The sequence below is a fragment of the Paraglaciecola aestuariivivens genome, assembly GCF_052983255.1.
The window spans coordinates 71,170-93,134 of sequence record NZ_JBRKBA010000006.1 but is presented as its reverse complement, the minus strand read 5'-3'; the positions used below and the strand labels follow the sequence as shown (position 1 = coordinate 93,134).

19 protein-coding genes are annotated in these 21,965 nt (G+C 40.8%); 11 read left to right on the top strand and 8 right to left on the bottom strand.

What is annotated here, in order from left to right:
* The first annotated feature begins 130 nt into the window (after positions 1-130).
* The 3 genes from ACVCDT_RS10590 to ACVCDT_RS10580 all read left to right on the top strand — a co-directional run bounded on the left by ACVCDT_RS10590 (position 131) and on the right by ACVCDT_RS10580 (position 1,736).
* Complete coding sequence (locus ACVCDT_RS10590; protein ID WP_447132747.1) at positions 131-496, top strand: hypothetical protein; 366 nt, start codon at positions 131-133, stop codon at positions 494-496.
* A 103-nt stretch (positions 497-599) separates the two neighbouring features.
* On the top strand, positions 600-1,175 hold the full coding sequence (locus ACVCDT_RS10585; RefSeq protein WP_447132746.1) for a hypothetical protein: 576 nt from the start codon (positions 600-602) through the stop codon (positions 1,173-1,175).
* A gap of 18 nt (positions 1,176-1,193) precedes the next feature.
* Positions 1,194-1,736 (top strand): hypothetical protein, encoded by a 543-nt coding sequence (locus tag ACVCDT_RS10580; protein ID WP_447132745.1) that lies wholly within the window; start codon positions 1,194-1,196, stop codon positions 1,734-1,736.
* Between the two features lie 73 nt (positions 1,737-1,809).
* Here the strand turns inward: ACVCDT_RS10580 and ACVCDT_RS10575 are convergent, their stop codons facing one another.
* The 4 genes from ACVCDT_RS10575 to ACVCDT_RS10560 all read right to left on the bottom strand — a co-directional run bounded on the left by ACVCDT_RS10575 (position 1,810) and on the right by ACVCDT_RS10560 (position 7,564).
* Positions 1,810-2,412: a hypothetical protein gene (locus tag ACVCDT_RS10575; RefSeq protein WP_447132744.1), complete on the bottom strand. Its 603-nt coding sequence runs from the start codon at positions 2,410-2,412 to the stop codon at positions 1,810-1,812.
* Positions 2,402-3,067, bottom strand: coding sequence for a hypothetical protein (locus ACVCDT_RS10570; RefSeq protein WP_447132743.1), 666 nt, complete (start codon positions 3,065-3,067; stop codon positions 2,402-2,404). Before ACVCDT_RS10570 ends, ACVCDT_RS10575 begins: the two co-directional genes overlap by 11 nt.
* 199 nt (positions 3,068-3,266) lie before the next feature.
* Positions 3,267-6,584: a DUF3427 domain-containing protein gene (locus ACVCDT_RS10565; protein WP_447132742.1), complete on the bottom strand. Its 3,318-nt coding sequence runs from the start codon at positions 6,582-6,584 to the stop codon at positions 3,267-3,269.
* Between the two features lie 2 nt (positions 6,585-6,586).
* Entirely contained in the window at positions 6,587-7,564 is a 978-nt protein-coding gene (locus ACVCDT_RS10560) for an NUDIX domain-containing protein (RefSeq protein WP_447132741.1), read from the bottom strand.
* Between the two features lie 206 nt (positions 7,565-7,770).
* On the opposite strand from ACVCDT_RS10560, the gene ACVCDT_RS10555 reads away from it, so the two are divergent.
* Positions 7,771-8,553 (top strand): restriction endonuclease, encoded by a 783-nt coding sequence (locus tag ACVCDT_RS10555; RefSeq protein WP_447132740.1) that lies wholly within the window; start codon positions 7,771-7,773, stop codon positions 8,551-8,553.
* 51 nt (positions 8,554-8,604) lie between these two features.
* On the opposite strand, the gene ACVCDT_RS10550 is transcribed toward ACVCDT_RS10555, so the two are convergent.
* Positions 8,605-9,585, bottom strand: coding sequence for a hypothetical protein (locus ACVCDT_RS10550; protein WP_447132739.1), 981 nt, complete (start codon positions 9,583-9,585; stop codon positions 8,605-8,607).
* Positions 9,586-10,250: 665 nt separating this feature from the next.
* Here ACVCDT_RS10550 and ACVCDT_RS10545 point away from each other — a divergent pair.
* The 4 genes from ACVCDT_RS10545 to ACVCDT_RS10530 all read left to right on the top strand — a co-directional run bounded on the left by ACVCDT_RS10545 (position 10,251) and on the right by ACVCDT_RS10530 (position 13,161).
* Positions 10,251-10,496 carry a hypothetical protein gene (locus ACVCDT_RS10545; RefSeq protein WP_447132738.1) on the top strand — a complete coding sequence of 82 codons (246 nt, stop codon included), beginning with the start codon at positions 10,251-10,253 and terminating at the stop codon, positions 10,494-10,496.
* A 93-nt stretch (positions 10,497-10,589) separates the two neighbouring features.
* The gene (locus ACVCDT_RS10540) at positions 10,590-11,360 is read left to right on the top strand and encodes an ADP-ribosylglycohydrolase family protein (RefSeq protein ID WP_447132737.1); all 771 of its coding nucleotides are present in this window, start codon (positions 10,590-10,592) and stop codon (positions 11,358-11,360) included.
* A 69-nt stretch (positions 11,361-11,429) separates the two neighbouring features.
* Complete coding sequence (locus tag ACVCDT_RS10535) at positions 11,430-11,840, top strand: hypothetical protein (RefSeq protein ID WP_447132736.1); 411 nt, start codon at positions 11,430-11,432, stop codon at positions 11,838-11,840.
* A gap of 160 nt (positions 11,841-12,000) precedes the next feature.
* Positions 12,001-13,161 carry an AAA family ATPase gene (locus ACVCDT_RS10530; RefSeq protein WP_447132735.1) on the top strand — a complete coding sequence of 387 codons (1,161 nt, stop codon included), beginning with the start codon at positions 12,001-12,003 and terminating at the stop codon, positions 13,159-13,161.
* Positions 13,162-13,306: 145 nt separating this feature from the next.
* On the opposite strand, the gene ACVCDT_RS10525 is transcribed toward ACVCDT_RS10530, so the two are convergent.
* Positions 13,307-14,038 (bottom strand): FadR/GntR family transcriptional regulator, encoded by a 732-nt coding sequence (locus tag ACVCDT_RS10525; protein ID WP_447132734.1) that lies wholly within the window; start codon positions 14,036-14,038, stop codon positions 13,307-13,309.
* A gap of 267 nt (positions 14,039-14,305) precedes the next feature.
* Between ACVCDT_RS10525 and ACVCDT_RS10520 the strand changes: the two genes are divergently transcribed.
* The 3 genes from ACVCDT_RS10520 to ACVCDT_RS10510 all read left to right on the top strand — a co-directional run bounded on the left by ACVCDT_RS10520 (position 14,306) and on the right by ACVCDT_RS10510 (position 17,204).
* A complete protein-coding gene (locus tag ACVCDT_RS10520) occupies positions 14,306-14,644 on the top strand; it encodes a cupin domain-containing protein (RefSeq protein WP_447132733.1) in 339 nt (112 codons plus the stop codon).
* Between the two features lie 19 nt (positions 14,645-14,663).
* A complete protein-coding gene (locus ACVCDT_RS10515; RefSeq protein ID WP_447132732.1) occupies positions 14,664-15,665 on the top strand; it encodes a sugar kinase in 1,002 nt (333 codons plus the stop codon).
* A gap of 66 nt (positions 15,666-15,731) precedes the next feature.
* Positions 15,732-17,204 carry a polysaccharide lyase family 7 protein gene (locus ACVCDT_RS10510; RefSeq protein WP_447132731.1) on the top strand — a complete coding sequence of 491 codons (1,473 nt, stop codon included), beginning with the start codon at positions 15,732-15,734 and terminating at the stop codon, positions 17,202-17,204.
* Positions 17,205-17,472: 268 nt separating this feature from the next.
* Here the strand turns inward: ACVCDT_RS10510 and ACVCDT_RS10505 are convergent, their stop codons facing one another.
* Positions 17,473-17,763, bottom strand: coding sequence for a GIY-YIG nuclease family protein (locus tag ACVCDT_RS10505; protein WP_447132730.1), 291 nt, complete (start codon positions 17,761-17,763; stop codon positions 17,473-17,475).
* A 477-nt stretch (positions 17,764-18,240) separates the two neighbouring features.
* Positions 18,241-21,891, bottom strand: a complete 3,651-nt coding sequence (locus ACVCDT_RS10500) for a VCBS domain-containing protein (RefSeq protein WP_447132729.1) — start codon at positions 21,889-21,891, stop codon at positions 18,241-18,243.
* Between the last annotated feature and the right edge of the window lie 74 nt (positions 21,892-21,965).

Below are 21,965 nucleotides of genomic sequence, written 5' to 3'. Positions count from 1 at the left end.
TTTTAATTCAACAAGTAAAAGAATAATAAATCTAGAATTGCAATTGTCTTTATCAATATATTCTAGTAGCCTGTTTGCCGATGCTCAACGAGATGAGTATTAACATGACGTTTTGGAAAGGAAAATCCTCATGAATAATAAAATAAAATCCACATTACTATCGTTAGCAACCGTTGCACTTTTAAATGGTTGTGCCAGTAAATCCCAAGACATTCCAGCAACTTATGTATCACCAAATGAATACGCCAGTTTCAACTGTGAAACTTTAGAAGCTGAAATGCGTGATATCACCCAAAGAGTTGGCGTGATAACTGGGCAAGTAGACAAAGAAGCTTCAAATGACTCGTGGCAAATGGGTATTGGTTTGGTACTTTTTTGGCCAGCACTGTTCTTTTTAGAGGGTGGTGATGGAGCACTTCAAGCCGAGTACGCGTTACTAAAAGGCAAACACGAAGCTGTATCTACACAGTACAAACGCAAAAACTGCGCAAGCTAACCTCATATAAAATTTAGCTTAAGTTTTTAATAGCCAAGAGGTGTTTTAGTTTTTAATTAAAACATCTCTTAGTTATTTCCTACCCATAATAGAGAATTACATAATGAAAATATTAATAAGCATGATGGCGCTTACATCTGTGTTAATTTCTGGTTGCGCTCATAATATTCAAATCACACCTACTACAAATGGTTTAAACCCTTCACCAAATAAAATAGAAAAGTCAGTTGGGTATCATATTTCAGAAACTGATAGAAACTTAAAGGTACAAACGCCAGGTGGGGGAGGTGACGATATAACCTATACACCATATAAAGATATGGAAACGGCGTTTTATGCTGTACTTAGCCATAAGTTCAAAGATGTATACAAAGTTAAGTCTTTAAATGACAACAGTTTCATCAAAGAAAATGAAATAAAACTCATATTTATACCCACCATTAGCACTAACTCTAGTTCGTCTAGTTTGTTTACTTGGCCACCCACTCACTTCACTGTGGATTTGTCTGTTAAAGCACTAAATGATGCTGGTCAAATAGTATGGAGTGACTCGGTGAAAACCAATGGCGTGGCAGAATTTGATGAGTTTAAAAATGATTTTGGTTTAGCCGCTAAGCGAGCCACTGAGTCTGCAATTTTGCAATTGGCCGAGAAACTTGAGAAATCAAACTCTTTTTAAACCACAGGAAATAATAATATGAAAGTTAGCATTCTATTTTTAGTATTGCTGTTATCTGGTTGCTCAATAGTGGCACCTACCTATCAAGTTTCGATAGATAACATTCAACAGATTAAACAGTCGAAAATTGAGCCGGTAGCTGTAAATGAAATTAGCTCGCAAAAAAGCCTAAATTCTATATCACTTCGTGGAACCCAATTAAAATCGAACACTGGCACTTTTGGTACATACATTACAAATGCCATTATCGAAGAGCTTAAACTTGCAAAGGCTTACAACCCGTTATCGAACAAAATTATAACTGGCGAGTTGGTAGCTAATGACATTGATGTTGCTGGTTTTTCCACTGGAACTGGAGTTGTTGCGGTAAAGTTTGTAGTAACTCAAGATAATGTAGAGATTTTCCAAAAGACAATTCAAGCTGAAAATAAGTTTGATTCGTCTTTTATGGGCGCAGTTGCCATACCCAATGCACAAAATAGCTACAGCGATTTAATTCAAACCCTTTTAAACAAGTTGTTTAGCGACCCTGAGTTTCTATCAGCTGTTTCTACTAAATAACCTTTATTAAACACCTCCACCACAACAACCAATTTTAAGCCCAACTTTAATCACCAAAGTTGGGCTGGTTGTTTTACTTAGCTTTTAACCAGGCTTGGCGTTTTTGTTGTTGTAGCTCTGCCCAAGATACTGTGTAGCCTTGGGGATCTATGCCCGCGTCTAGCTCTTGCATCTGCATTAAACGCACATCAAAGTAGTTAGTTTCTAAGTCTGTTAAGTGTTTAAACCCTCGAATGATATTCACCATATTAACTAAGCTGGTTTTTGCCACCACCTTTACCTTTGCTTTACCAAAGGCGCTGAGTGTGGGCTCTACTGTTAGTTGCTGCCACAATGAATCATCAAGAGGCAACACTTTAATGCGGTAATATTTGTTGTCGCTCTGTGAGTTAGCAGAGCCCGAACGCTTTAGGGTTTTCTCATAAATTAAATGGGCGTTTTTTGCGCCTATGTCTGCGTTTTGGCTTAGCTTGGCAAGATCGTTTTGATGAATAAAAATATCAAAGTTAACCGTACACTGCTCAATACCATGTTGCGAAAAGGCCAAATCGCCAGCAAAACAATAACGCACCTCGCTTTGCTCTAGGTGAGTGATAAGTTTTGCCATGTAATCTAGCAGTTGGGGTTCGTCGCCCATCATCACTTGAATGAAGTCAGAATAAATATCAAAGCCCACTATTAATAACTCTTAACTGCTCTGGCATGGCTTGGGTATGGGCAATCAACAAAGCGTAAGACTCATTTTTAATAGACGAGCCAATGCCTAAATCTTTAACCTCGCGCTGCATATCTGCCAGCCAGTCTATTTGGCCTTTATAGTGGGCACTTTGCCACAGTTTTTGATTAGTAAGGCTCCAAGTATCGGCCAGAATAATACCTTTAACCTCTTTAATTGGCTCAATGGGCTTGGTGTATACCCCTTGCCTAAAAAACATAATGTTAAGGCTGGCAGCCAGCTCTAAAGAATGAATTCGGTCAAAGTCTGCTTTAGTACGCTTAATTAATTGGGCTGGTGGATAGTCTCTTTTGGCTTCTATCAAATACAAGGTGCCATTTGCCAACACTATACCATCGAGATGATTACCCCACCCAGTATTTAGCACATCCTCAATGTCTGAATTGGGGGTTAATGGCGTATCACTTTTGGTAGCAAAAGGCACCTCTAAAGCATGCAGCGCATCAGGACATTTTTTCAACCAAGCATTAATAAATTGATGCACAAGATTGCTTTCAACAATTTCACCACCGGGCTTACACGGCCTAAAGGTTTGCATTCTTGTTGCATACTCTTGATGAAAAATCTTAAAAACCTCTGCAACCATTTCGTCCATAAAACACTCCCTTTAAAAATTTGAGGCAGGACAATAACGAGAGCTAAGTGGTTAAGTCAAATAATTGGGGGTGTGAGTGGGGTTTAAGCTAAATCACTTGTTGATCATATTCACTATTAACTGTGGGTTTTAAGATAATTGTTTTATTAAGGATGTGTCTTTTTTGTGAAACTAAAAGTTAAGGCGCTCTCGTTTACACCTAAGTTTTAAAGTAATCCATAAGTACAGGCGGTAAAGGTGTTTGTAATTTCCATGTCACACTCATTGGCATTTCACCAATATGATTTTTGTAGTCAAGTTTTCCTAGAAAATAAAAAGGTGAAGCTTTTCCCCCTGATAATTTATGTTTTCGAACAAATAAGTATACATTCTGGTCTTGTTGTAAAGCTTTTCCTTTAGCGCTTTCGCTTTTAGTTTTAGCTTGGCTTTGCCAATGAAAAGTTGTTTGATCAACAAAATAGTCCTTATATTGTTGTTCTTTAGCTTTGCCTTGTTTGTTTAATGTCACCAACAGAAATTGGTCTTCACTATTTTTGGGTCTTACATGGCCTGAGTTCCATGCACCTTCGTTAAACTCTAAGCCAAATAATGAAGGAATTTCTTCGCGCATAAATTGCTTATGGATATAAACGTCAGCAGGGTCAATAATCGTTTTTAAAAACGCCAAGGTTTTCATGTCTTCATCGGCGTCCATAGGTTCATAGTCTGGATTCTGAGCTATAAGTTTGTATTGCTGATTTCCAATTTTACTGACGCTTCTAAGCAGGTATTGATCATCACCTGATTCTCCTTGGCGCTCTATTACAATAGTTTTTCCACTGATACTCCCTGCATGCTCTGGAGTTATCCTTTCTAATAATAGCAAGTCGCCATGCTTAATCGGATGCCTTCCACCATTCATTGAATTGCCGTTAGCGTTCGCTACAAAGTGTCTGGAGGGATCTAACTTACCGTAATGTTCTGGCACATCGAGCATTTCAGTTATTTCATGTTCACTTGAACGAAAATGCCCACAGGCAATTTTTAAATCAGGAAAGTAAGGTATGGCTTGTTTGGGCACTTGATCGATTACAATGTCGTTTGATAAATCTAAACCAGCGCTGGCTTCCTTGCTAGCTATTCGAGCTTCATATTGCAAAAAGCGATAATTAACGAGTTCTTGCAACATATTTGAAAACGACTCTTTTAAGTTGGCAGGTATTTCAAACATCGCTGAAAACCTGTTGTTCTCTAATTTAAAAAACACATCGCCCGTTTTCTTGTTTCCACCAACCCAGGCATTTACCGGATTATCTTTCCAATACTTTGTCCACTTAGGATCATTTCTATTTTCGTTTTTCGAAACATCACGAAATTCCAATGGTAAATCTTGTAGTAAAGGGCGATGTCGTTTAAAAATATTTAATGACTTCACTGCCAAAACTGGCAGTTCAATTGGTTTTAAAAATCCATCTAATTCTAGTAAAGCTTCGAGTAAAACTAGTTTAAAAGACTTAGTTAACATAGTGGTTTCAACTTCTGATAAGAAACCATGGAACATTTTAAATACAAACTTTTCTTCGTCATCTAAGTCTTGCTGATCGTTTACAAATTCAAACCAACTGCCATGCTCCTTTCGAATTGTTTCTGCGGCGCCACCAGCACGATAAAACTCCGATAGAGTTGGCCGCCTATCAAAAGACTCTTTAAGTCCATTATAAATATCCGTTTGTTTATCAAAATTGTTTGAAACTAACTTCTGTAAGATATCAATCGCGTCTAGTTCTATATTTACAAAACAGTTTTTCGGTAAACTCAAATTGCCGTTTTTAGCATTTGATAAGAATGTTTTACGGGCACTATTGGTTACGCCAATCCTAAAAAGTGAATCCACTTTTCGAAAAAAACTAATGTGGTTTCCAATAAAATCCAAAATTACTAATTTTTCTTTACCTGTTTCTAAGCTCTTACGAAGACCACGACCAAGCTGCTGTAAAAAGACGATTTTTGAATCCGTAGGTCTTAGCATCATTACTGTATCTATTGATGGTAAATCTACGCCTTCGTTGAATAAGTCCACTGAAAAAATAATATCGATTTCACCATCACTTAACTGACTTAAAGCAACATTTCTAGGTATGCTAGATTTACTATGCACAGATACCGCATTAATCCCTTTACCAGAGAAATAATTCGCCATAAAGTCAGCATGCTTAGTGGAAACACAGAAGCCCAACGTTCGACTTTTCTTGTGTTTTAACCACTGCTTTAAATTGTGTTTCGCCCGCGATATTGTCGCTAACTTGTTTTCAAGCTGCTCAGGGTCAAACTTACCATTTCGCCAACTAATTTCTGTGTAATCTACAGTGTCGGCAATACCTTGATAGTCAAATGGACATAATATTTCGGTCTTAATGCCATCAAACAAACCAAATTCAAATACCAAATTATCGTCACACAGAGACAAGATATCTGACTGATCTGTACGTTCTGGTGTGGCAGTTAAGCCAAGCATAAATTTAGGAGTAAAATAGGCTAATAGTTTTTGATAACTACTTGCAGCAGCGTGATGGAATTCATCAATCACTACATAGTCAAATGACGTACTTGAAAACAGCTCTAAATGCTGTTTTTTGCCTAATGTTTGAATTGACGCAAACAACAATTCCACATCAGGTTGTTTTTCGCTCCCTGAATATCGACCAATCCTGCTATTTGGATACATTCTGATAAATGTGTTTTCAGCTTGGTCGAGTATTTCTTCTCGGTGAGCAACAAATAAAATACGTTTTGCGCCAAGATTTAGTGAGTCGAAAGCAGATAACCAAGTTTTTCCTGTTCCTGTGGCCATAACCACCAGCCCTCGCTGATAGCCTTCTAACCTTGTTTGATGAAGTTTAGTCAATGCCTGTTGCTGGATAATGTTTGGTTCTGGTGTTGGCTCAAAATCTTCATCGTCTGCATTGGCGACTAACTTAACCGGTAAAGTTTTTGGGATACGTTTTTCGTATTCGTCAATCCATTCATGTGTAAGATGAATGCAACGATTTCCATTATAGAGTTCTTCATACTTGGTCAGAATTGTTTCGAATTTTTTGGGTTCTGTTTTCAGGTCAACACTTACATTCCATTCAAGACCATCTAATAAAGCTGCTTTTGAAATGTTACTCGAACCTATAAATGCATACCCATCTCTTTGATTTTCGTCACCCTCTAGGAAAATGTATGCTTTCATATGAAAGCTTTGCTTTGCCTTTGACTCAAAGACCTTAATTTCGGCACCGCGTGATTGTAATAATAATAAATGGCGTAGAGCTTTAGGTTCAGTTATCCCCATATAGTCGCCAGTAAGAATTCTGACCTTAGCGCCACGAAAAAGAGCATCATCTAGTGCTGTAAAAATTAGATTAAGACCTGTTTGGCGTATAAAAGCTGCGGCTATGCTTATTGACGTTGCGTGATTGATAGCCTGCAGCAAACTAGGCAAGAAGGGGTCATCACCACCAACAGTAAGGTGTTTAACTGGAAACGAACTCATTTTTATGCCCCAACCTTACGTGTGATTAGGTTCACCCACTTTTGAGTTGAATCCCTTAGAGGTTTCTCTTCTTGCCAACACTCTAGAACTTCAAAGCCACCAACACCATTTATTAAAGAAACTAGGTTTTCACTGGTGTAGTTATTAAAGAATCGCCCTCGCTCGTCACTTGATTCGTTATTTCCCCATTTAAAAGAGGCGTACAAGACACCATCAACTTTTAAGGCTTTATAAATATTAAGAAAGACGGAGCCCATTTGGGCCTTAGGACAATGAAGCAGGCTTGCGCAAGCCCATACTCCATCAAATAATTCTTCAAAATCCATATCTTGATAAAGGCTGACTACAACAGGCTGATTAATAATTTTCTCAGCATAACGTGCGAGCTCTGCGCTGCCATCTAAAGCAGTGACTCTATAACCTTGGCCTAAAAAGTAACGTGAATCGCGACCAGAGCCACAACCTAAATCTAAAATATGAGAATCATTTGGTAGGAAATGGAGAAACTTAGAATATAAGTCGCCCAAGTCTATACCTACAGTCTCTTGAGCGTAGTTAATGGCTTGTTTTTGATAAAAACTTGTAAGACTAACTGACGCCTTAAAAGCTTGAAGGAGAGGAATATCAGCTTCTGCCCATTTGAGCGAATCAAGTTCATCAATTGTAAGCCATTTTATTTCGTCGTGATCGATCAGCTTTAATTCACCACTTAAATGTTCGACTCGAAATGCAATTAGGCGTATGGTCTTCCCACCATAGTCGTGATAGTTTTCACCCACATAAGCAAGAATTCTAGTATCTATCCCAAATTCTTCTTTAAGCTCTCGTATTAAGCAATTTTCAGGAGATTCGTTGACCTCAACTTTACCACCCGGAAACTCCCAATAGCCAGCCAAATGGAGACCTGGCTTTCTGCGTGCAGCAAGAATTCGATTTCCTTTAACTATTATTCCAGCAGAAACATCAATAGTAGATGACATGAATTAGCAGTAGTCCTTAATCGCTATACAATTTAAATCCAGGTTAACTGATTTTTCGCTTTGTTTCTAATGCAAAACTAATCAGTTTAAATTTCTAAAAATCTAATAATAAAAAGATAAATTTCAATAACTAATTATCAAATTAACAATTTGATAAAACTTAATTAGGGGTATATTTAAACTCATTTATTTATCAAGGATTGATCATGCCACGCAAGACTCCTTCACTATTAATATCTCTAGCTTATTTGCCTTGGTGGGTAAGTGTCTTAATTGGCACCATCGCCTATTTAGTTCTACGTTTCTTTATTCCTGAGTTAGTAAGTGAAAATCAGATCTTATTGATGGTAGCAACGTCCGCTAAAAACATTGCTTGGCTGTTTGGAGGAGTTTTCATCATTCCTGCAATATTATCTATTGTTAAGCAAATTCAGCGAAAAAAGCTAATTCAACATCAAACTAGTATTCAAACAATTAAAGATCTTTCTTGGAGTGACTTTGAAGTACTTGTTGGTGAAGCTTTCCGCCGTAAAGGTTACTCAGTAAAAGAAAATGTTGTTAGCGGCCCCGATGATGGTATTGATTTAACCCTGCAAAAAAATGGGAAGGTATATATTGTTCAATGCAAACAGTGGCGCTCATCGAAAGTAGGGGTATCAGTGGTCAGAGAGATGTTTGGCGTGATGAAAGCAACAAATGCAGAAGCTGTTTACGTAGTTGCTTCTGGATATTTTACAAAAGAAGCGATTAGGTTTGCGAGAGATTTACCAGTTAAACTAATTGATGGAAAACAACTTCTCGAAATGATTGCTAAGGTTCGAAATAACGAACCAAACATAGTTCCAAAAAATCAAAGTAACGACTCACTATGCCCCAAGTGCTCATCACCTAAGGTCAAAAGAAAAGCCAAAAAAGGCCCTAATGTGGGCAAAGAGTTTGTAGGCTGTAGCAGCTTCCCCAAATGCAGATACATTGAAAATAGTAATTAATTAATCTTTGGCATGACCACTCAATCTCTTTTTAATCGGAAGAATTGCGAATTAAGGCGATTCCCCCACCCCATACCCATCAAAATCCTCATCATTTAACTTTGATTTTGAATTTAAGATTTTTGAAAAGTCGTTGCTTAGTTTTAATTGTTCTATGTTGGCGGCAATGCAGTGATTTAGTTGGCTGTGGTGCTTAAATGCTTCTAAAGATGAGATGTGGTGAACTCTTTGGTTGCAGTTGTTGCATAGCCTTTGTTTTAGGCTGTCGCTTACGCGGGTGAGGTTGTTCCAGTGGTTTGGGCATAGTTTTTGGCCGTTTATATTGCAGTAGACTTTGTTTTCGGGTGGGGCGACTGGGCCGTTTTTATCTTCGTAGTGTTGTTGTTTTGATCTGACTGGCATTAGCAAGGTTATTTTTTTGTGGGTCCAGGCTATGCCTTGTTCAACTATGTATTGCAGTCGTTCATCGGTGACTTTGGCGTAGCAGGCTAGGGCGTTTTCGAACTGGCCGCGTAGGCGGTAAATGTCGGCGCAGAGTAGGTGGTATTCGGGCAGGTCACTGCTAGGTGGGCTGGCCAAAATAAAGGCTTCTGCGGCTTTGTATTGAGTTAGGGCGGCTTGGCTTGGTTTAATGGTTTTGGTTTCTAGCTTGTGAGTTTGGTTAAACTTTCGATAGGCTTTTAGCGCGTAGAACATTTTTTTGTCGGCGCTGCAGTGTTCGAATAGCTCTAGGTATACGTCTGAGGTGGGTTTGGGTAAGTGTTGGTATTCTACCTTTTTGCTAAACCAGCGCTTCCAGAATGGTAGTTCGGGTAATAAGCCTAACGAGGGTAAGTTTTGTACGTCTAAAATAATCTGTTGGCAATGGGTGCAGCGGGTTTCGTTAAACACCACAAATTCTAAATCGTAGGTGGTGCCTCCGTCTGAAAAAATAATTTGCCATTTATTATTAAAAGTACACAGCCTTTGGCGCGTGTAGTGTTGCTGGCAATGTGGGCAGGCAACAATTTCGGGGGTAGTAAACTTGGTCATAAGGTCGTCCTTAATCAATGTGACTTAGTGCCAACTCTAGCGCTGTTGTGAGCGTTAATAGCGCTTAGGTGCTTGAGTGTTGACGGCTAAGCATAGAAAGTGACCCATAGGCTGTAAATGACTGATCAGAAACACATGTATAGTTTTCAGGCAGGTTTAGCGAGGGTAAAACACGCTAGTTTTAAAGGTTTAGGATGTGGGGCTTAGGTGGGTTGCGATAATCTCCCTACAAACTAGGGGTGATTCCCTAGCTTGTAGGTGATTTAACTAGCTTAACTTTCTTTAAAAGCCCGGTAATACTTAAATAGCCGGCAGTTTTACCCTGCAAAATACCCATAGTAATAAAATCAACTTGACAAAAGTTGACATTTCTAGTAAAGTGTGCCCCTCAATTCAAGAGGGAGATCAACATTGAATCTACACGAATCAAATATAGTTATTTTCCATTCAAATATTAGTTCTCAATTGAGCGTCACTTTCTAACCTTTACAGTCTTTAAGCGAGACCTCTGTTCAAAGCACAGTGCGGTTTCGTAACAAAAATTCTTTCACTTTAACTCAGCCTAATTAAAAAAATGCCAATGAGGCATGCGTATCGTTAAAACATTGCTCTGTGTAACGAGCATGGTTAGCTAGGTTTTCGATAGATTTTTAAAGGATTTTATTATGGCAATACTGAAATATGCAGGTGACTACAAGCCTAGTCCAGACGAGCGAACTATTGTTGGTACTAAATGTTTGTCTACCTCCATAGAAGGCTCAAACGCTTTACCTGCCAAGCAAACGGCTAAGAAAAGTGAGAACAACAAAGTACTATCAGCCGAAGAGCTAATTTCGATAATGGTCGATGAGTTAAACAAAGAAACCACAGCTAGACAAACACCCCAAAAGGATCAACAAAAGAAAAATTAGCAAACAGCTAAGTGCTTGTTTTTAAATTGAAGCAGTGAATTTTCACTATTGGAATACGCAAAGCGTGTTTAATCGATAAAAGGAAATTTTAATTTGAATACTATTACTGGTGCTATTTTAGGTGATTACGTTGGCAGTGCTTATGAGGGGCTAGATATAAAAGGATTTTCATTACCTTTAACTGTTGCCTCAAGTCGGATTACCGATGATTCGATTATGACTTTTGCTACTTTGCATGCCATTAGTAAAAACAATTCATTCAAGTCTTCTTTGCGATGGTTTTGTAGAAAGTATCCGGCGGTAGGGTACGGCTCAACTATAGAGCAATGGTTAGCTGGCGAGGATGTTTCGATTCTGCAATCTGATTCAAACGGTGCGGCTATTAGAATTTCTCCAATTGCTTGTTTAGATAACGAGTTATGCGAAGTACTGCAAATGGTAGATGAGAATGCCCGTATTACCCATACTGATGAGTCTGCAGTTAATGGTGCCTGTGCATTAGCCGAATCTATATATTTGGCCAGAAGAAACACTAAAAAATCTGAAATAAAAGCAAGAATTGAACAAAAGTACTCTTTTGATCTAGATTTTGACGCCCATGATTTATATGAGAACTACTGTTTTTCAACGGCAGCTACAGCAACTGTACCAATCGCAATTTGGCTTGGATTAAGTGCAAGGAATGTTGAGCACTGCCTACGCCTGGGTCTTTATATAGGTGGAGACACTGACTCTATTTTATCTATGGCTACCGCGCTTTCAGCATCCTTTGAAAACGCTCAGCCTCCGTTACATCTTTTACAACAATTAAATAAACACATTTCAATAAATTATCCAGACATTAAAGACGTAATTTGTCATTAAAAATTTGATGGTTTTTCGGATCATCTGGCCAACTCCCCAGCGTTTTTTTGATAACTAAAAGGTATATTTATGTCTCAATACTCAGCTTCTTCTAATACTAATTCGGCAGACTATTTACTTGCACAAATAGCCCTAGCTATATTCGTTCCTTATTATATTTGGGAAAAACTAAGTCATTGGGCAGACTACGAGGGTATATATCGCTACGTTTCGTTTTTTTATTACGCGCTTATTGTTTACCCTTTGTCTGTCAACGCTGAGGTGTGGGATGCTGTGTCAACTTGGACCCAATACGAAAATTTAAACACTATATTGGCAATTTTATGTTGTTTTTTTTATAGCATGTTTGCCTTGTCTTTGATTGTTTTGCTTGGGGTATTTATCGATGCGTTTACTGCACCCGATACTGCTATTGGTTTATTTTTTATTCCCTTAATTGTTTTGATCCCTTGGTCATTCTTTGACTGGTTGTTCTCGTAGTTATTACTGAGCTCTGAGTAGCTATTTTCACTAGTGTATTCGATTGAATTGAACCCAATTCAATCGAGAGCATTAGCTAAGCCATAACATTTTCAGCCACCACTTAATCTACGCTATTCGACTCTAGCATGACGTGTATATGCATTTATAAGGAATCTGTATGAGTAAGCAAAAAGACCAAGCTTTGTTAAATCAAGTAAATAATAAATCATCCAGATCTGATGATATCGTTGACGAAATGTCATCCGCTTTTGAGGAAGCAATAAAGTTATCAAATTTAAACAAACAAAAAACAAAAGAGCCGGATCCAGTAGATGAACTGGATTCTGTTTTTGATGATTTGTTTGACGAAATAGAATTTGTTTCACCTCCTTTATTTGACAAAAAAGAGCTTGAAAAAAGCCTGTCTCAAAAAACTAAGAACGACTTTGAACCACCCTCACAATTTCTGCTGCAAAATCCGTGTAAACGACTGTGCAGTATGGATAAATCAAAAGATATTTTTTCTTCGTTAAGAAAGTCTTTCCCTAATTTCACCCATGTTATTGATTTTTATGAAGGGCAGTTGGCAATAAGCCGGCTTACTGGTAAGCCTCTTAATATTCCGCCGGTCAACTTACAAGGCCCTCCTGGTATTGGAAAAACGGTATTTGTACAGGCGTTAGCTGAGGCTATCGGTCATGAGTTTTTCGAAATAGCAATAAGTGGCATGCAGGCCGAATTTGAATTGGTGGGGGGTCACAACACTTGGACACGAGCTGAAGCAGGCGCGATTGCTACAACCTTAATAATAAAAGCCGAAACCTATAACCCAATTATTTTGTTGGATGAAATCTGTTTGTTAAACAAAAATGAACGGGTCAATATGTATCACCCGCTTTATAGTGTATTGGATAAAGAGCAAGCGAGAAGGTTTCGCGACCTTTATTTAGACGTACTAATCGATGTTAGCAATGCAATTTACATAACCACTACCAATAACTTCGAAAATGTACCTGCGGCAGTCAGTTCTCGATTAACAAACTTTGTAGTTAAAGCACCTTCGTATGAACAGATGTATGCCATCATACCCACAGTATTTAAAAGTGTTCTGGAAGAGCTAAGTCTTGGTCATTATTTTAATTCGACACTTCCGGTAAGTTGCCTAGAAGTATTAGCTCAAAGACCACCTCGAGAAATTAAATTGAAGCTAAAAGCGGCAGTAGGTAAAGCGGTAGCACGAGTGAAAGACTTGGAATTAGTCAGTTTACAGCTTAGTGATTTTACTTTTAGTGATCCCACAGCCAGTCTCTATGATGCCCCCAGGGATGTTTTACATTAGGTTCTACTACTCGCAATCTATGCGTATTGCTGAAGCCAATAGGTTTAGCAATACGCCAGGTCACCGGGTTGTTATATTTTTAAAAAGCCTAAACACCAAGTTGTTTATTTTGAGAAAGCCCTTGCGGGCCCTCTGCAATCGCCGTTTAACTAACTAAATGGGTCAGTGAATACAAGTCACGTGTTTGGTTAGATTTTGCTTTTACTTCTTCTAGGGCTTTAGATTCGCTGATTTCAAATAGGGTGTTGATTAAGCGATTAAAGTGGGTGTGCATGGCCGCGCGTGCTTGTGCGGGGTTATGCTGTTTTAACGCTAAGAAAATACTTTTGTGCTCGTCTAAGCGGGCGCTAACACTGGTGTCGCATACGCTTTTGTAAGCATTGATAATTTCGGGCTCTGAGTCGCGTAATTTCCAGTATTTTTCTACCGCTAATAATATGGCGTTGTTACGCGTGGCTTTAGAAATAATAAGGTGAAATTCGCGGTCGGCAACTTCGGGCTTATCCCCTTCGGCCATAGCGGTAAGGGTGGCTTCGAGCTGGGCTAATTCTTCGTCTGTGATGGTGGCAGCGGCAAGGGCAGCGGCTTCGCCTTCTACCAAGGCACGTGCTTGGGTAAGTTCAAAGGCACTAACGTTTAGGTTTTCTTCGGCTTTTTTAGGGTTTTCTAATACATAAACACCCGAGCTGGTTTTTACATAAACACGCTGGCGAACTTCTAGGGCGATGATAGCTTCGCGAATTGTTGGGCGGCTCACGTTAAAGGTTTCTGCCAATTCACGTTCAGGAGGCAAACGGCTACCTGGCGCATACTTACCAGAGTCGATTAATAATTCGATTTTATCTACGATTTGCCAAAACATACGACGATTTTTCATTTTTTGACCTTAATACTCAATCTTGACTACTGTAACGCGTTCTAGCGCTTTTGGATTATTTTAACCTAGCCGCCAGTGTAAAACACATCTTTGTTGAGCTAAAGCCTTATGCCTTAATCACTTTTTTGCGCTAGCCAGTGTTTTACTTATGCTTTCAATCTTTTTATTACCAATACCATACATATTGGTAATAAAATAATATAACAATGGTTGACAATATTGTTGTATATTGATTAGATACCATCAAATTACCATGGGATATTAGCTATGAAACAAAGTGACGCCTTTATTTTTGGAGAATCGCATCCAATCGAAGACCTAGGAAATGGCATGAAGCGCCAATTAATGGGTTACAACCAACAAATTTTAATGGCCAAAGTGTGGTTTGACGAAAACGCTGTGGGTTATGTGCATGCCCATCATCATGCTCAGGTTGCTTATGTAGAAAGCGGTGAGTTTGAAGTACAAGTAGGCGAAGAAAAACGCATTTTAAAAGCCGGCGATTGTTTTTTTGTTGAGCCAAATGCCGACCATGGCGCCATTTGTAGAAAAGCCGGGGTACTTTTAGATGTATTTAGTCCTTGCCGCGAAGACTTTTTAAAATAAGCTTAAATGAGATAATCCAATGTCACAGCAAAACATTCAAACTGGCGGGTCTGGTAAGGGTTCAGACGTTTTTTCTAAAATAAAGGGGCCGCTGGTATTTGCTGGTGAGTGCATGCTCGAACTGGTAAACCAAAGCAGTACCCAATTAGGAAAGTCTTTTGCTGGTGACTTGTATAATTCTTGTGTGTATTTAAAGCGCGCGTTTAACGATTTAGACATTGCTTTTATGTCTTGTGTGGGCCAAGACAAACTCAGCCACGAGTTGCTCGACCGCTTGGCCCAAGAACAGATCAACACCGATTTTTTACCCCAAATCTCTACCCATCATTTAGGTGCCTATATGGTCATTACCGATGATGTGGGTGAGCGTTCGTTTTTATATTGGCGCAACGACTCTGCCGCTAAGCACATTATGAGTGCTTTATCTGAGCAGCAGTCGGAGGCCTTAAATTCGGCTGGGTTGTTTTTCTTTTCGGGGATCAGCATTGCTATTTTACCCGAGTCTCAGCGCACACTGTTTTGGCACAAGCTAGCGCAAATGAAACGCGCTGGGGTAACCATAGTGTTTGATCCTAACTATCGTCCGCAGTTGTGGGAATCGGTAGAGGTTGCCAAACATCATATCGAAAAAGCCCTGCAACTGGCCGATGTGTTATTGCCCGGGGTAGACGACTTTGAAAAACTATATGGTTTTTCTGAGGTTGAGCAATGCATTGAGTTTTGCCTTGAATTTGAGCCTAAAGAGCTGGTGATGAAACACGGCGAAAAAAATCTGCATATAGTGCATGCCAACGGCACCGAGGTTGTGCCTATAGTGGCTAACGACAATGTAGTAGACACCACCTCTGCCGGTGATGCCTTTAATGGCGTATATCTGGGTTCGAGAGTGTCGGGCTATGCGCCTAAAACTGCCGCTTTGGCTGCCAGCGCTGCCTCTAGCAAGGTAATAGAAACGCCAGGGGCGATTATGCCTAAGCCATTATTTGATGCGTTTTGGCAAGATTACGATTTAAGGGCGTAAACCCGCCCTTAGGTTATTCCACTCTCCAATTTAACTAGTTGTTCGTTCACGTTTCGAGGTTCCTGCATGCCACTTAACCCTTTTGGTGCGTTTTGTGTTCGCCCCCTTGCCATTATTGTTAGTAGTTTATTTTTCATCGCCAGTGGTTGTGGAGGGGGTAAAGCCAACAATACTACCCAAATACCTTTGCCTAACCCTACTCCTACGCCCGAACAACCTGCACCTGAGCCCGAGCCTAGTGAGTGCGAGAATCAAATTTATAGCATAGCGAGTGCCAGCGACGACGGTAACTTTGTGCCTAACTACGCCCCTGCTAATGCCATAGACAATAATACTGCGGCTAAGTCGCGTTGGGTCAACAATGGTAGCGATGCCGCGTTGGTATTAGATTTGGCCAGCGAACAGTCGGTGCAAGCCTTAACCATAAAATGGTACAGAGGCGACCAAAGAGTGATTAACTTTTCGGTAGAAACCTCTAACGACCAACAAAGCTGGACACCAATATTAGTGAATGCCGAGACTAGCGGTAAAGATAGTGGTTTTGAATTAGTTGAGTTAGAGCAAACCCAAGCCAGATACCTAAAAATTATTGGCTTGGCCAGCAGCGACAATAACGACATTGGCATAGTAGAAGTACAAGTTCATAGCTGCCCCCAAGCAACAGGGCAATTTAGCGGGTTATTGCCAAGCGAACTAGGCATTGAATTGCTTGATTGGTATTTAAGTGTACCTAGCGATGATGACAATAGCGGCACCTCAGATTCTATCTCTGAAACTCAACTGGCTGATGGCTACAATAATTCGGAATATTTTTATGCGTCGGCCGATGGTGGCATAGTGTTTCGTTCGCCTAGTCATGGCTTTAAAACCTCAACTAACACCAATTATGTAAGGGTAGAATTGCGCGAAATGCTGCGCCGTGGCGACCGCTCTATTAGTACTAAAGGGGTCAACAAAAACAACTGGGTGTTCTCGAGTGCCAGTACCGCCAATCAATCTAAAGCAGGCGGCGTAGATGGCGATTTAAAAGTTACTTTGGCAGTTAATCAGGTTACTCAAACCGGCGAAAACTACCAAATTGGCCGAGTGGTAATAGGTCAAATTCACGCCAACGATGACGAGCCTATTCGTTTGTATTACCGTAAATTGCCTAACAACACTTTAGGCTCTGTGTATTTTGCCCACGAAAGCCGGGTGACCGACAGCGATGGCGATAACATAGAAACCTACGTAGAAATGATAGGCTCACGCAGCAACAGTGCAGCTAACCCAGCAGATGGCATAGCCTTAGACGAAAAATTCAGCTACCACATTAATGTTACCCTTAATTTGCTCACAGTAACCATCAGCCGCGAAGGCAAAGACGATGTAGTGGCCAGTTACGACATGAGCGACAGCCTGTACGACCAAGATGATCAGTACCATTACTTTAAAGCTGGGGTGTATAACTTAAACAACTCAAGCGATCCTGCTGAGTACGTTCAAGCTACTTTCTACGAAATTAAAAATGCACATACTGGGTATAGTCAGAGTGAGTAGGATTGACTCTACTGTTGCTTGTAAAAGGTTCCCGCATGCGCGGGAAAGACGGTGTGAAGAGGTGAGGATATTAAAAAACATCTCACTTCATCAGCGAAGGCGGTAAACCACTGCAACATCTGTGAACAATTAACTCTACGGTTGTTTGTAAAAGGTTCCCGCCTTCGCGGGGAAGACGGTGTGTAGAGGTTAGGATATTAAAAAACATCTCACGTTATTACCGCGAAAGCGGTAACCTCCTTGCGGTTACAGTAAGCTTAAACAACGCTCACTTTAGTAAGTCTGGATACAAATCTTTCCAACTAGGATTTAACTCGTTGATGAGTCGATTTTTCCAATCCCTGTTCCATTTCTTGAGTCTTTTCTCCCTAATGATTGCGTTATTCATATCTTCAAATTGCTCAAAATAGACGAGTTTATTCAAATTGTATTTGGCACTAAACCCTTTAATTAATTGGTTTTTATGTTGATAGATTCGCTGCACCAGATTACTGGTAACGCCTATGTACAGCGTAGTATTGTGGCGATTTGTAATGATGTAAATAGACGCTTGTTTCATGATTGAAGTCCTTTTCAATTATTTAATAATCAAATATAGCTTTGACTAGGTTGAATGTGGAGATATTAAAAATATTTCACGTCGTTCCCGCGAAGGCGGGAACCTTTAACTAGCAACCGTGGCGCTAAACTTTATTGAACGGATGTTGCAGAGGGTTACCGCCTGCGCGGTAATGACGTTGTGAAAGTCGAAAGAGCTGATGCTGAAGGTGAGGATATTAAAAATCTTTCACGTCGTTCCCGAGAAGGCGGGAACCTTTAACTAGCAACCGTGGCGCTAAACTTTATTGAACAGATGTTGCAGGGGGTTACCGCCTGCGCGGTAATGACGCTGTGAAAATCGAAAGAGCTGATGCTGAAGGTGCAGCAGAATAATAAATATCAATTTCCCAACAAACACAAAAAAGGCGCTTAAAGCGCCTTTTTATCAACTTAAGATTAGTTCTGAATTGGCTTGATGCCTAAATCAGCAAATCCTTTATTCAACCCCTACCACTGCTTCAGATGTTGAAGAGTTGTAAGGTGATACAGGGTTATCTGTATCTAAAGAGTCGCCTACCGCATAAGACTCAAAGTCATCAGAAAAGACTTCTGTGGTGCCTGCTAAGTCTGAGTAGATAGCTAGATTGTCTACCGATACTACGCCTGTGGCTTCGCGTACACCGCTGTTGTCACCAAATCGAATGGCTACGTGGGTTACACCGCCAATAGAGTCGTTGTCTGGGGTAAAGCCTTCGGCAGTAAATCTAACCCCATCTACTTCTACTGTTACTAGTGGGTTTACATTGAGGTCGCCACCTGGGTATTCCCAGGTGATTACCACATTCATAAACTGGTCGAGTAACACTGTGGCTGCAGAGGTATCTACATCGCTTGGGCTACGTACACCAAAGCTGTTATCGCGGATTCGTAGGTCTAAAATCGCTCCAGCATTGTTGGTATTAGAGTTAAACAGAGTAATAAAGGCGTCGCCGTTACCTAAGTCGTCATCTAAACGCTTAATCGCTACTTCAAAACGACCTTGGGCTAGTGGACCACCATCACCTAAGGCATAACGAAGTTCACCTGTATCGCCAGCATCAGTATCGCGAATTTCAGCTAACTTGTTGCCTTCTGTACCTGGGCCACCCACTTCACCTATGGTTTCTACTGTGGCTTCAGAAGTACTTGAATTATAAGGCGATGCTGGGTTGTCGGTATCTAGCGAATCACCATTTAGGTAAGACTCAAAGTCATCAGAGAAAACTAAGGTTTCGCCTGCTGTGTCTGAGTAGATATACAGATCATCAACAGTAAATTTACCTGTTGCTTCTCTTACCCCGCTGTTGTCGCCAAATCTAAAGGCTACGTGTGTTACTCCGCCTACAGAGTTGTTAGTTGGGGTAAAGCCTTCAGCTGTAAAGCGTACACCGTCTACTTCAACTGTTACCAGTGGATTAACATTTAGGTCGCCGCCTGGGTATTCCCAAGTGATCACTACGTTCATAAACTGGTCGAGCAATACAGTAGCAGCAGAAGTATCAACGTCACTTGGGCTACGTACCCCAAAGCTGTTGTCTCTAATTCTAAGGTCCAAAATAGCCCCGTCGTTATTGGTAGCAGAGTTAAACAGAGTGATAAAGGCATCACCATTACCTAGATCGTCATCTAAGCGCTTAACCTTCACTTCTATTTTACCTGCAGCTAACGGACCATTATCGCCAAGCGCGTAACGTAACTCGCCTGTGTCTGAGTCTAGAGTATCTATGATAACTGCCACATTATTAGCACCGCCTGTGTTGCCACCAACGCCAGTAATAGTTACCACAAACTCAGCTGTTGTACCGTCTAGTGATTCTATGGTTAGGGTGTCGGTTTCACGCTCACCACTAACAAGGGCAGCAATAACTGGGTTTGAAGTGTCGAGCATGTAGCTCCACGAACCATCTTCGCTAATGGTAAAGGTACCGTAAGTACCAACTAGGGTAGCGCCAACAATAAAGGCTTCGCCTTCGTTTGGATCAACCACACTTACTGCGCCTGTTATGGCTTCGGTAGAGTCGCTTGGTAAGGCTGCGCTTAGGTCAAAAAATGCTGCTGGTACTGGCTCTTCAGAACCATCGCCCACATCAAACACTATGACTTCTGAGTAGATAGCTAAAGAATATAAGCTGCCTACACCATCTAAAGTGGCGCCTTCTTCATAAGACTCAAAGTCGTCGGAAAATACACTTTGGGTGCCTTCCATATCTGAATACACAGCTATGTTGTCAACATAAAAAGAGCCAAATGGGATAGTACGGTCGTTATCACCAAATCTAAACTGAATGGTTCTAACACCATCGGCAAACCATTGATTTAAATTGGTAAAGTCAGAATCGACTACAGCGGCAGTAGAGAACGAACCACCGCCAATCATTTCACCGTTAATCATAACGGTAAGTTGCTCGGTGGCGTCTAAATCCCACATGATTTCTACATCGTAAAATTGCTCTTCAACAAAAGGAGCAGTAATCATGTTGCCTGGGTAGGCGGCATTATCTGTGTTACGCACTAAAAAGCGAGGGGCAATAGGATTGCCAGCACTATCGGTTTGATTACCTTGAATACGTAAGTCGATAAGTGATTCGCTTGAGCTACCTGATGAACCGTACAAAGTAATGTAAGCGTCTTTGTTGTTACCGTCGCTACCTAAAGCCACATCTTTAGAGAAAGACGCTTTAAGTTTTCCTTTACGTAAGTTATCAACACTAAATCTGATTTCGCCTGTGTCGTTACCTGTATCTGAAATTTTAACCACTTGAGTTAATGCAGCGATACGAATATTGATTTCGGCGGTGGTTCCATCAAAAGAAGTAATAGTGACAGGATCGTACACTGATTTACCCACTTCAAGGTTGGCCACAGTTTCGTTAGCTAGGTCAACCGAGTAAGACCAACTGCCGTCTGGGTTAATGCTAAAAGTACCGTAATCTAACTGCACATTAGATTGAGCAATGATGACGTCTTCACCAAAGTTAGGGTCGATTACAGTTACAGTACCCATTAGCGCAGCGCTTGAGTCGTTAGGCGCGGTTCCGCTTAGCTCACCTTCAATAATGGCCGCAACAGGGTCGTTGTTGTAACCCACAGCCGAGCCAATAACGTCAAGCAGTGACGAATCAACCTGAGAGGCCACCATAGAGGTGGTTTGTAGGTTGGTTTGTGCGTTTTCGAAAGCCGTTAGCGCTGATTCAGAAAACGAACCATCGGCTAAATCAACCGAGATATCGGCAAGTATGCTAGCCATGTCTCTGTCGGCATCGTCAGCATCTAATTGAGATAGCAGCGCTAATACCGAGCCATATCTATCAGCATCTTTTGCCCCAACTGCACCTAAGGCTTCTACACCTATTACTGTGGGTGCCACTTGGGTAGTGTCAAAGCGAATGCCAAATCTTAGGTTAATGGCTGCGGCTGCTTCGGCAAAACCATTTAAATCAGAGCCAGCAGCTCGAACGGCGATTTCGGTAAGGGGAGACACAACATAAGAAGGGGCAGGGGTGTCTGCATCACCTTCTACTACTTCTACCACAGATCTGAGTGTAGGTGCATCTAAGGTTTCGCCCGTTGCTTCATCAACATAGGTGCCACCAGCACAGGCAATTAACGCGGTACCTTCAAAATGTACATCGCTAAAGGTCACGCTACCATCTTCGGTAGACATGCCAGAGCCTTGGGCTGAGGACTGTGCTGCACCATTCGCATCTACTTCAAAAATATCACAGCTGGCAGCGTTTACTGGGCCTTTAACTACTTTGGCAGACACATCTAAAGTAGGCTGGATCACTGGGGTTTTTGCCCCCACACCTTCGGTGTAACCGGCGTTGTCGGTATACACAGCAGACACAGAAATGACTGTGCCTTCGTCTGCTTCGGTGATGGTATAAGTGGTACCTGTTGTACCGGTTGACCATGCATAGCTTAGGGTATCTTGTTGAATACCGTCTGCGTCAGTGACAGATGCCACCAACTCGCCACCAGCAATAAAATCGCTACCACTAATTTGAATGATTCCGCGATTATTACCGTCTAATTCTGAGTTATCGTCATTGCCACAAGCGACTAATGTGGATGCAACGACCATAACTATAAGTGATTTGTTAAACATGCTTTCTACTCCTGAAAGTTTCACTTTTTATTTGTTACCAGCCACCTTGATTAAATTTACCCTTCTAGGTGGCT

Coding starts and splice junctions, on each gene's coding strand:
- ACVCDT_RS10590 (WP_447132747.1), top strand. CDS start 131: ATGAATAATAAAATAAAATCCACATTACTATCGTTAGCAACCGTTGCA.
- ACVCDT_RS10585 (WP_447132746.1), top strand. CDS start 600: ATGAAAATATTAATAAGCATGATGGCGCTTACATCTGTGTTAATTTCT.
- ACVCDT_RS10580 (WP_447132745.1), top strand. CDS start 1,194: ATGAAAGTTAGCATTCTATTTTTAGTATTGCTGTTATCTGGTTGCTCA.
- ACVCDT_RS10570 (WP_447132743.1), bottom strand. CDS start 3,067: ATGGACGAAATGGTTGCAGAGGTTTTTAAGATTTTTCATCAAGAGTAT.
- ACVCDT_RS10565 (WP_447132742.1), bottom strand. CDS start 6,584: ATGAGTTCGTTTCCAGTTAAACACCTTACTGTTGGTGGTGATGACCCC.
- ACVCDT_RS10560 (WP_447132741.1), bottom strand. CDS start 7,564: ATGTCATCTACTATTGATGTTTCTGCTGGAATAATAGTTAAAGGAAAT.
- ACVCDT_RS10555 (WP_447132740.1), top strand. CDS start 7,771: ATGCCACGCAAGACTCCTTCACTATTAATATCTCTAGCTTATTTGCCT.
- ACVCDT_RS10550 (WP_447132739.1), bottom strand. CDS start 9,585: ATGACCAAGTTTACTACCCCCGAAATTGTTGCCTGCCCACATTGCCAG.
- ACVCDT_RS10545 (WP_447132738.1), top strand. CDS start 10,251: ATGGCAATACTGAAATATGCAGGTGACTACAAGCCTAGTCCAGACGAG.
- ACVCDT_RS10535 (WP_447132736.1), top strand. CDS start 11,430: ATGTCTCAATACTCAGCTTCTTCTAATACTAATTCGGCAGACTATTTA.
- ACVCDT_RS10530 (WP_447132735.1), top strand. CDS start 12,001: ATGAGTAAGCAAAAAGACCAAGCTTTGTTAAATCAAGTAAATAATAAA.
- ACVCDT_RS10525 (WP_447132734.1), bottom strand. CDS start 14,038: ATGAAAAATCGTCGTATGTTTTGGCAAATCGTAGATAAAATCGAATTA.
- ACVCDT_RS10520 (WP_447132733.1), top strand. CDS start 14,306: ATGAAACAAAGTGACGCCTTTATTTTTGGAGAATCGCATCCAATCGAA.
- ACVCDT_RS10515 (WP_447132732.1), top strand. CDS start 14,664: ATGTCACAGCAAAACATTCAAACTGGCGGGTCTGGTAAGGGTTCAGAC.
- ACVCDT_RS10510 (WP_447132731.1), top strand. CDS start 15,732: ATGCCACTTAACCCTTTTGGTGCGTTTTGTGTTCGCCCCCTTGCCATT.
- ACVCDT_RS10505 (WP_447132730.1), bottom strand. CDS start 17,763: ATGAAACAAGCGTCTATTTACATCATTACAAATCGCCACAATACTACG.
- ACVCDT_RS10500 (WP_447132729.1), bottom strand. CDS start 21,891: ATGTTTAACAAATCACTTATAGTTATGGTCGTTGCATCCACATTAGTC.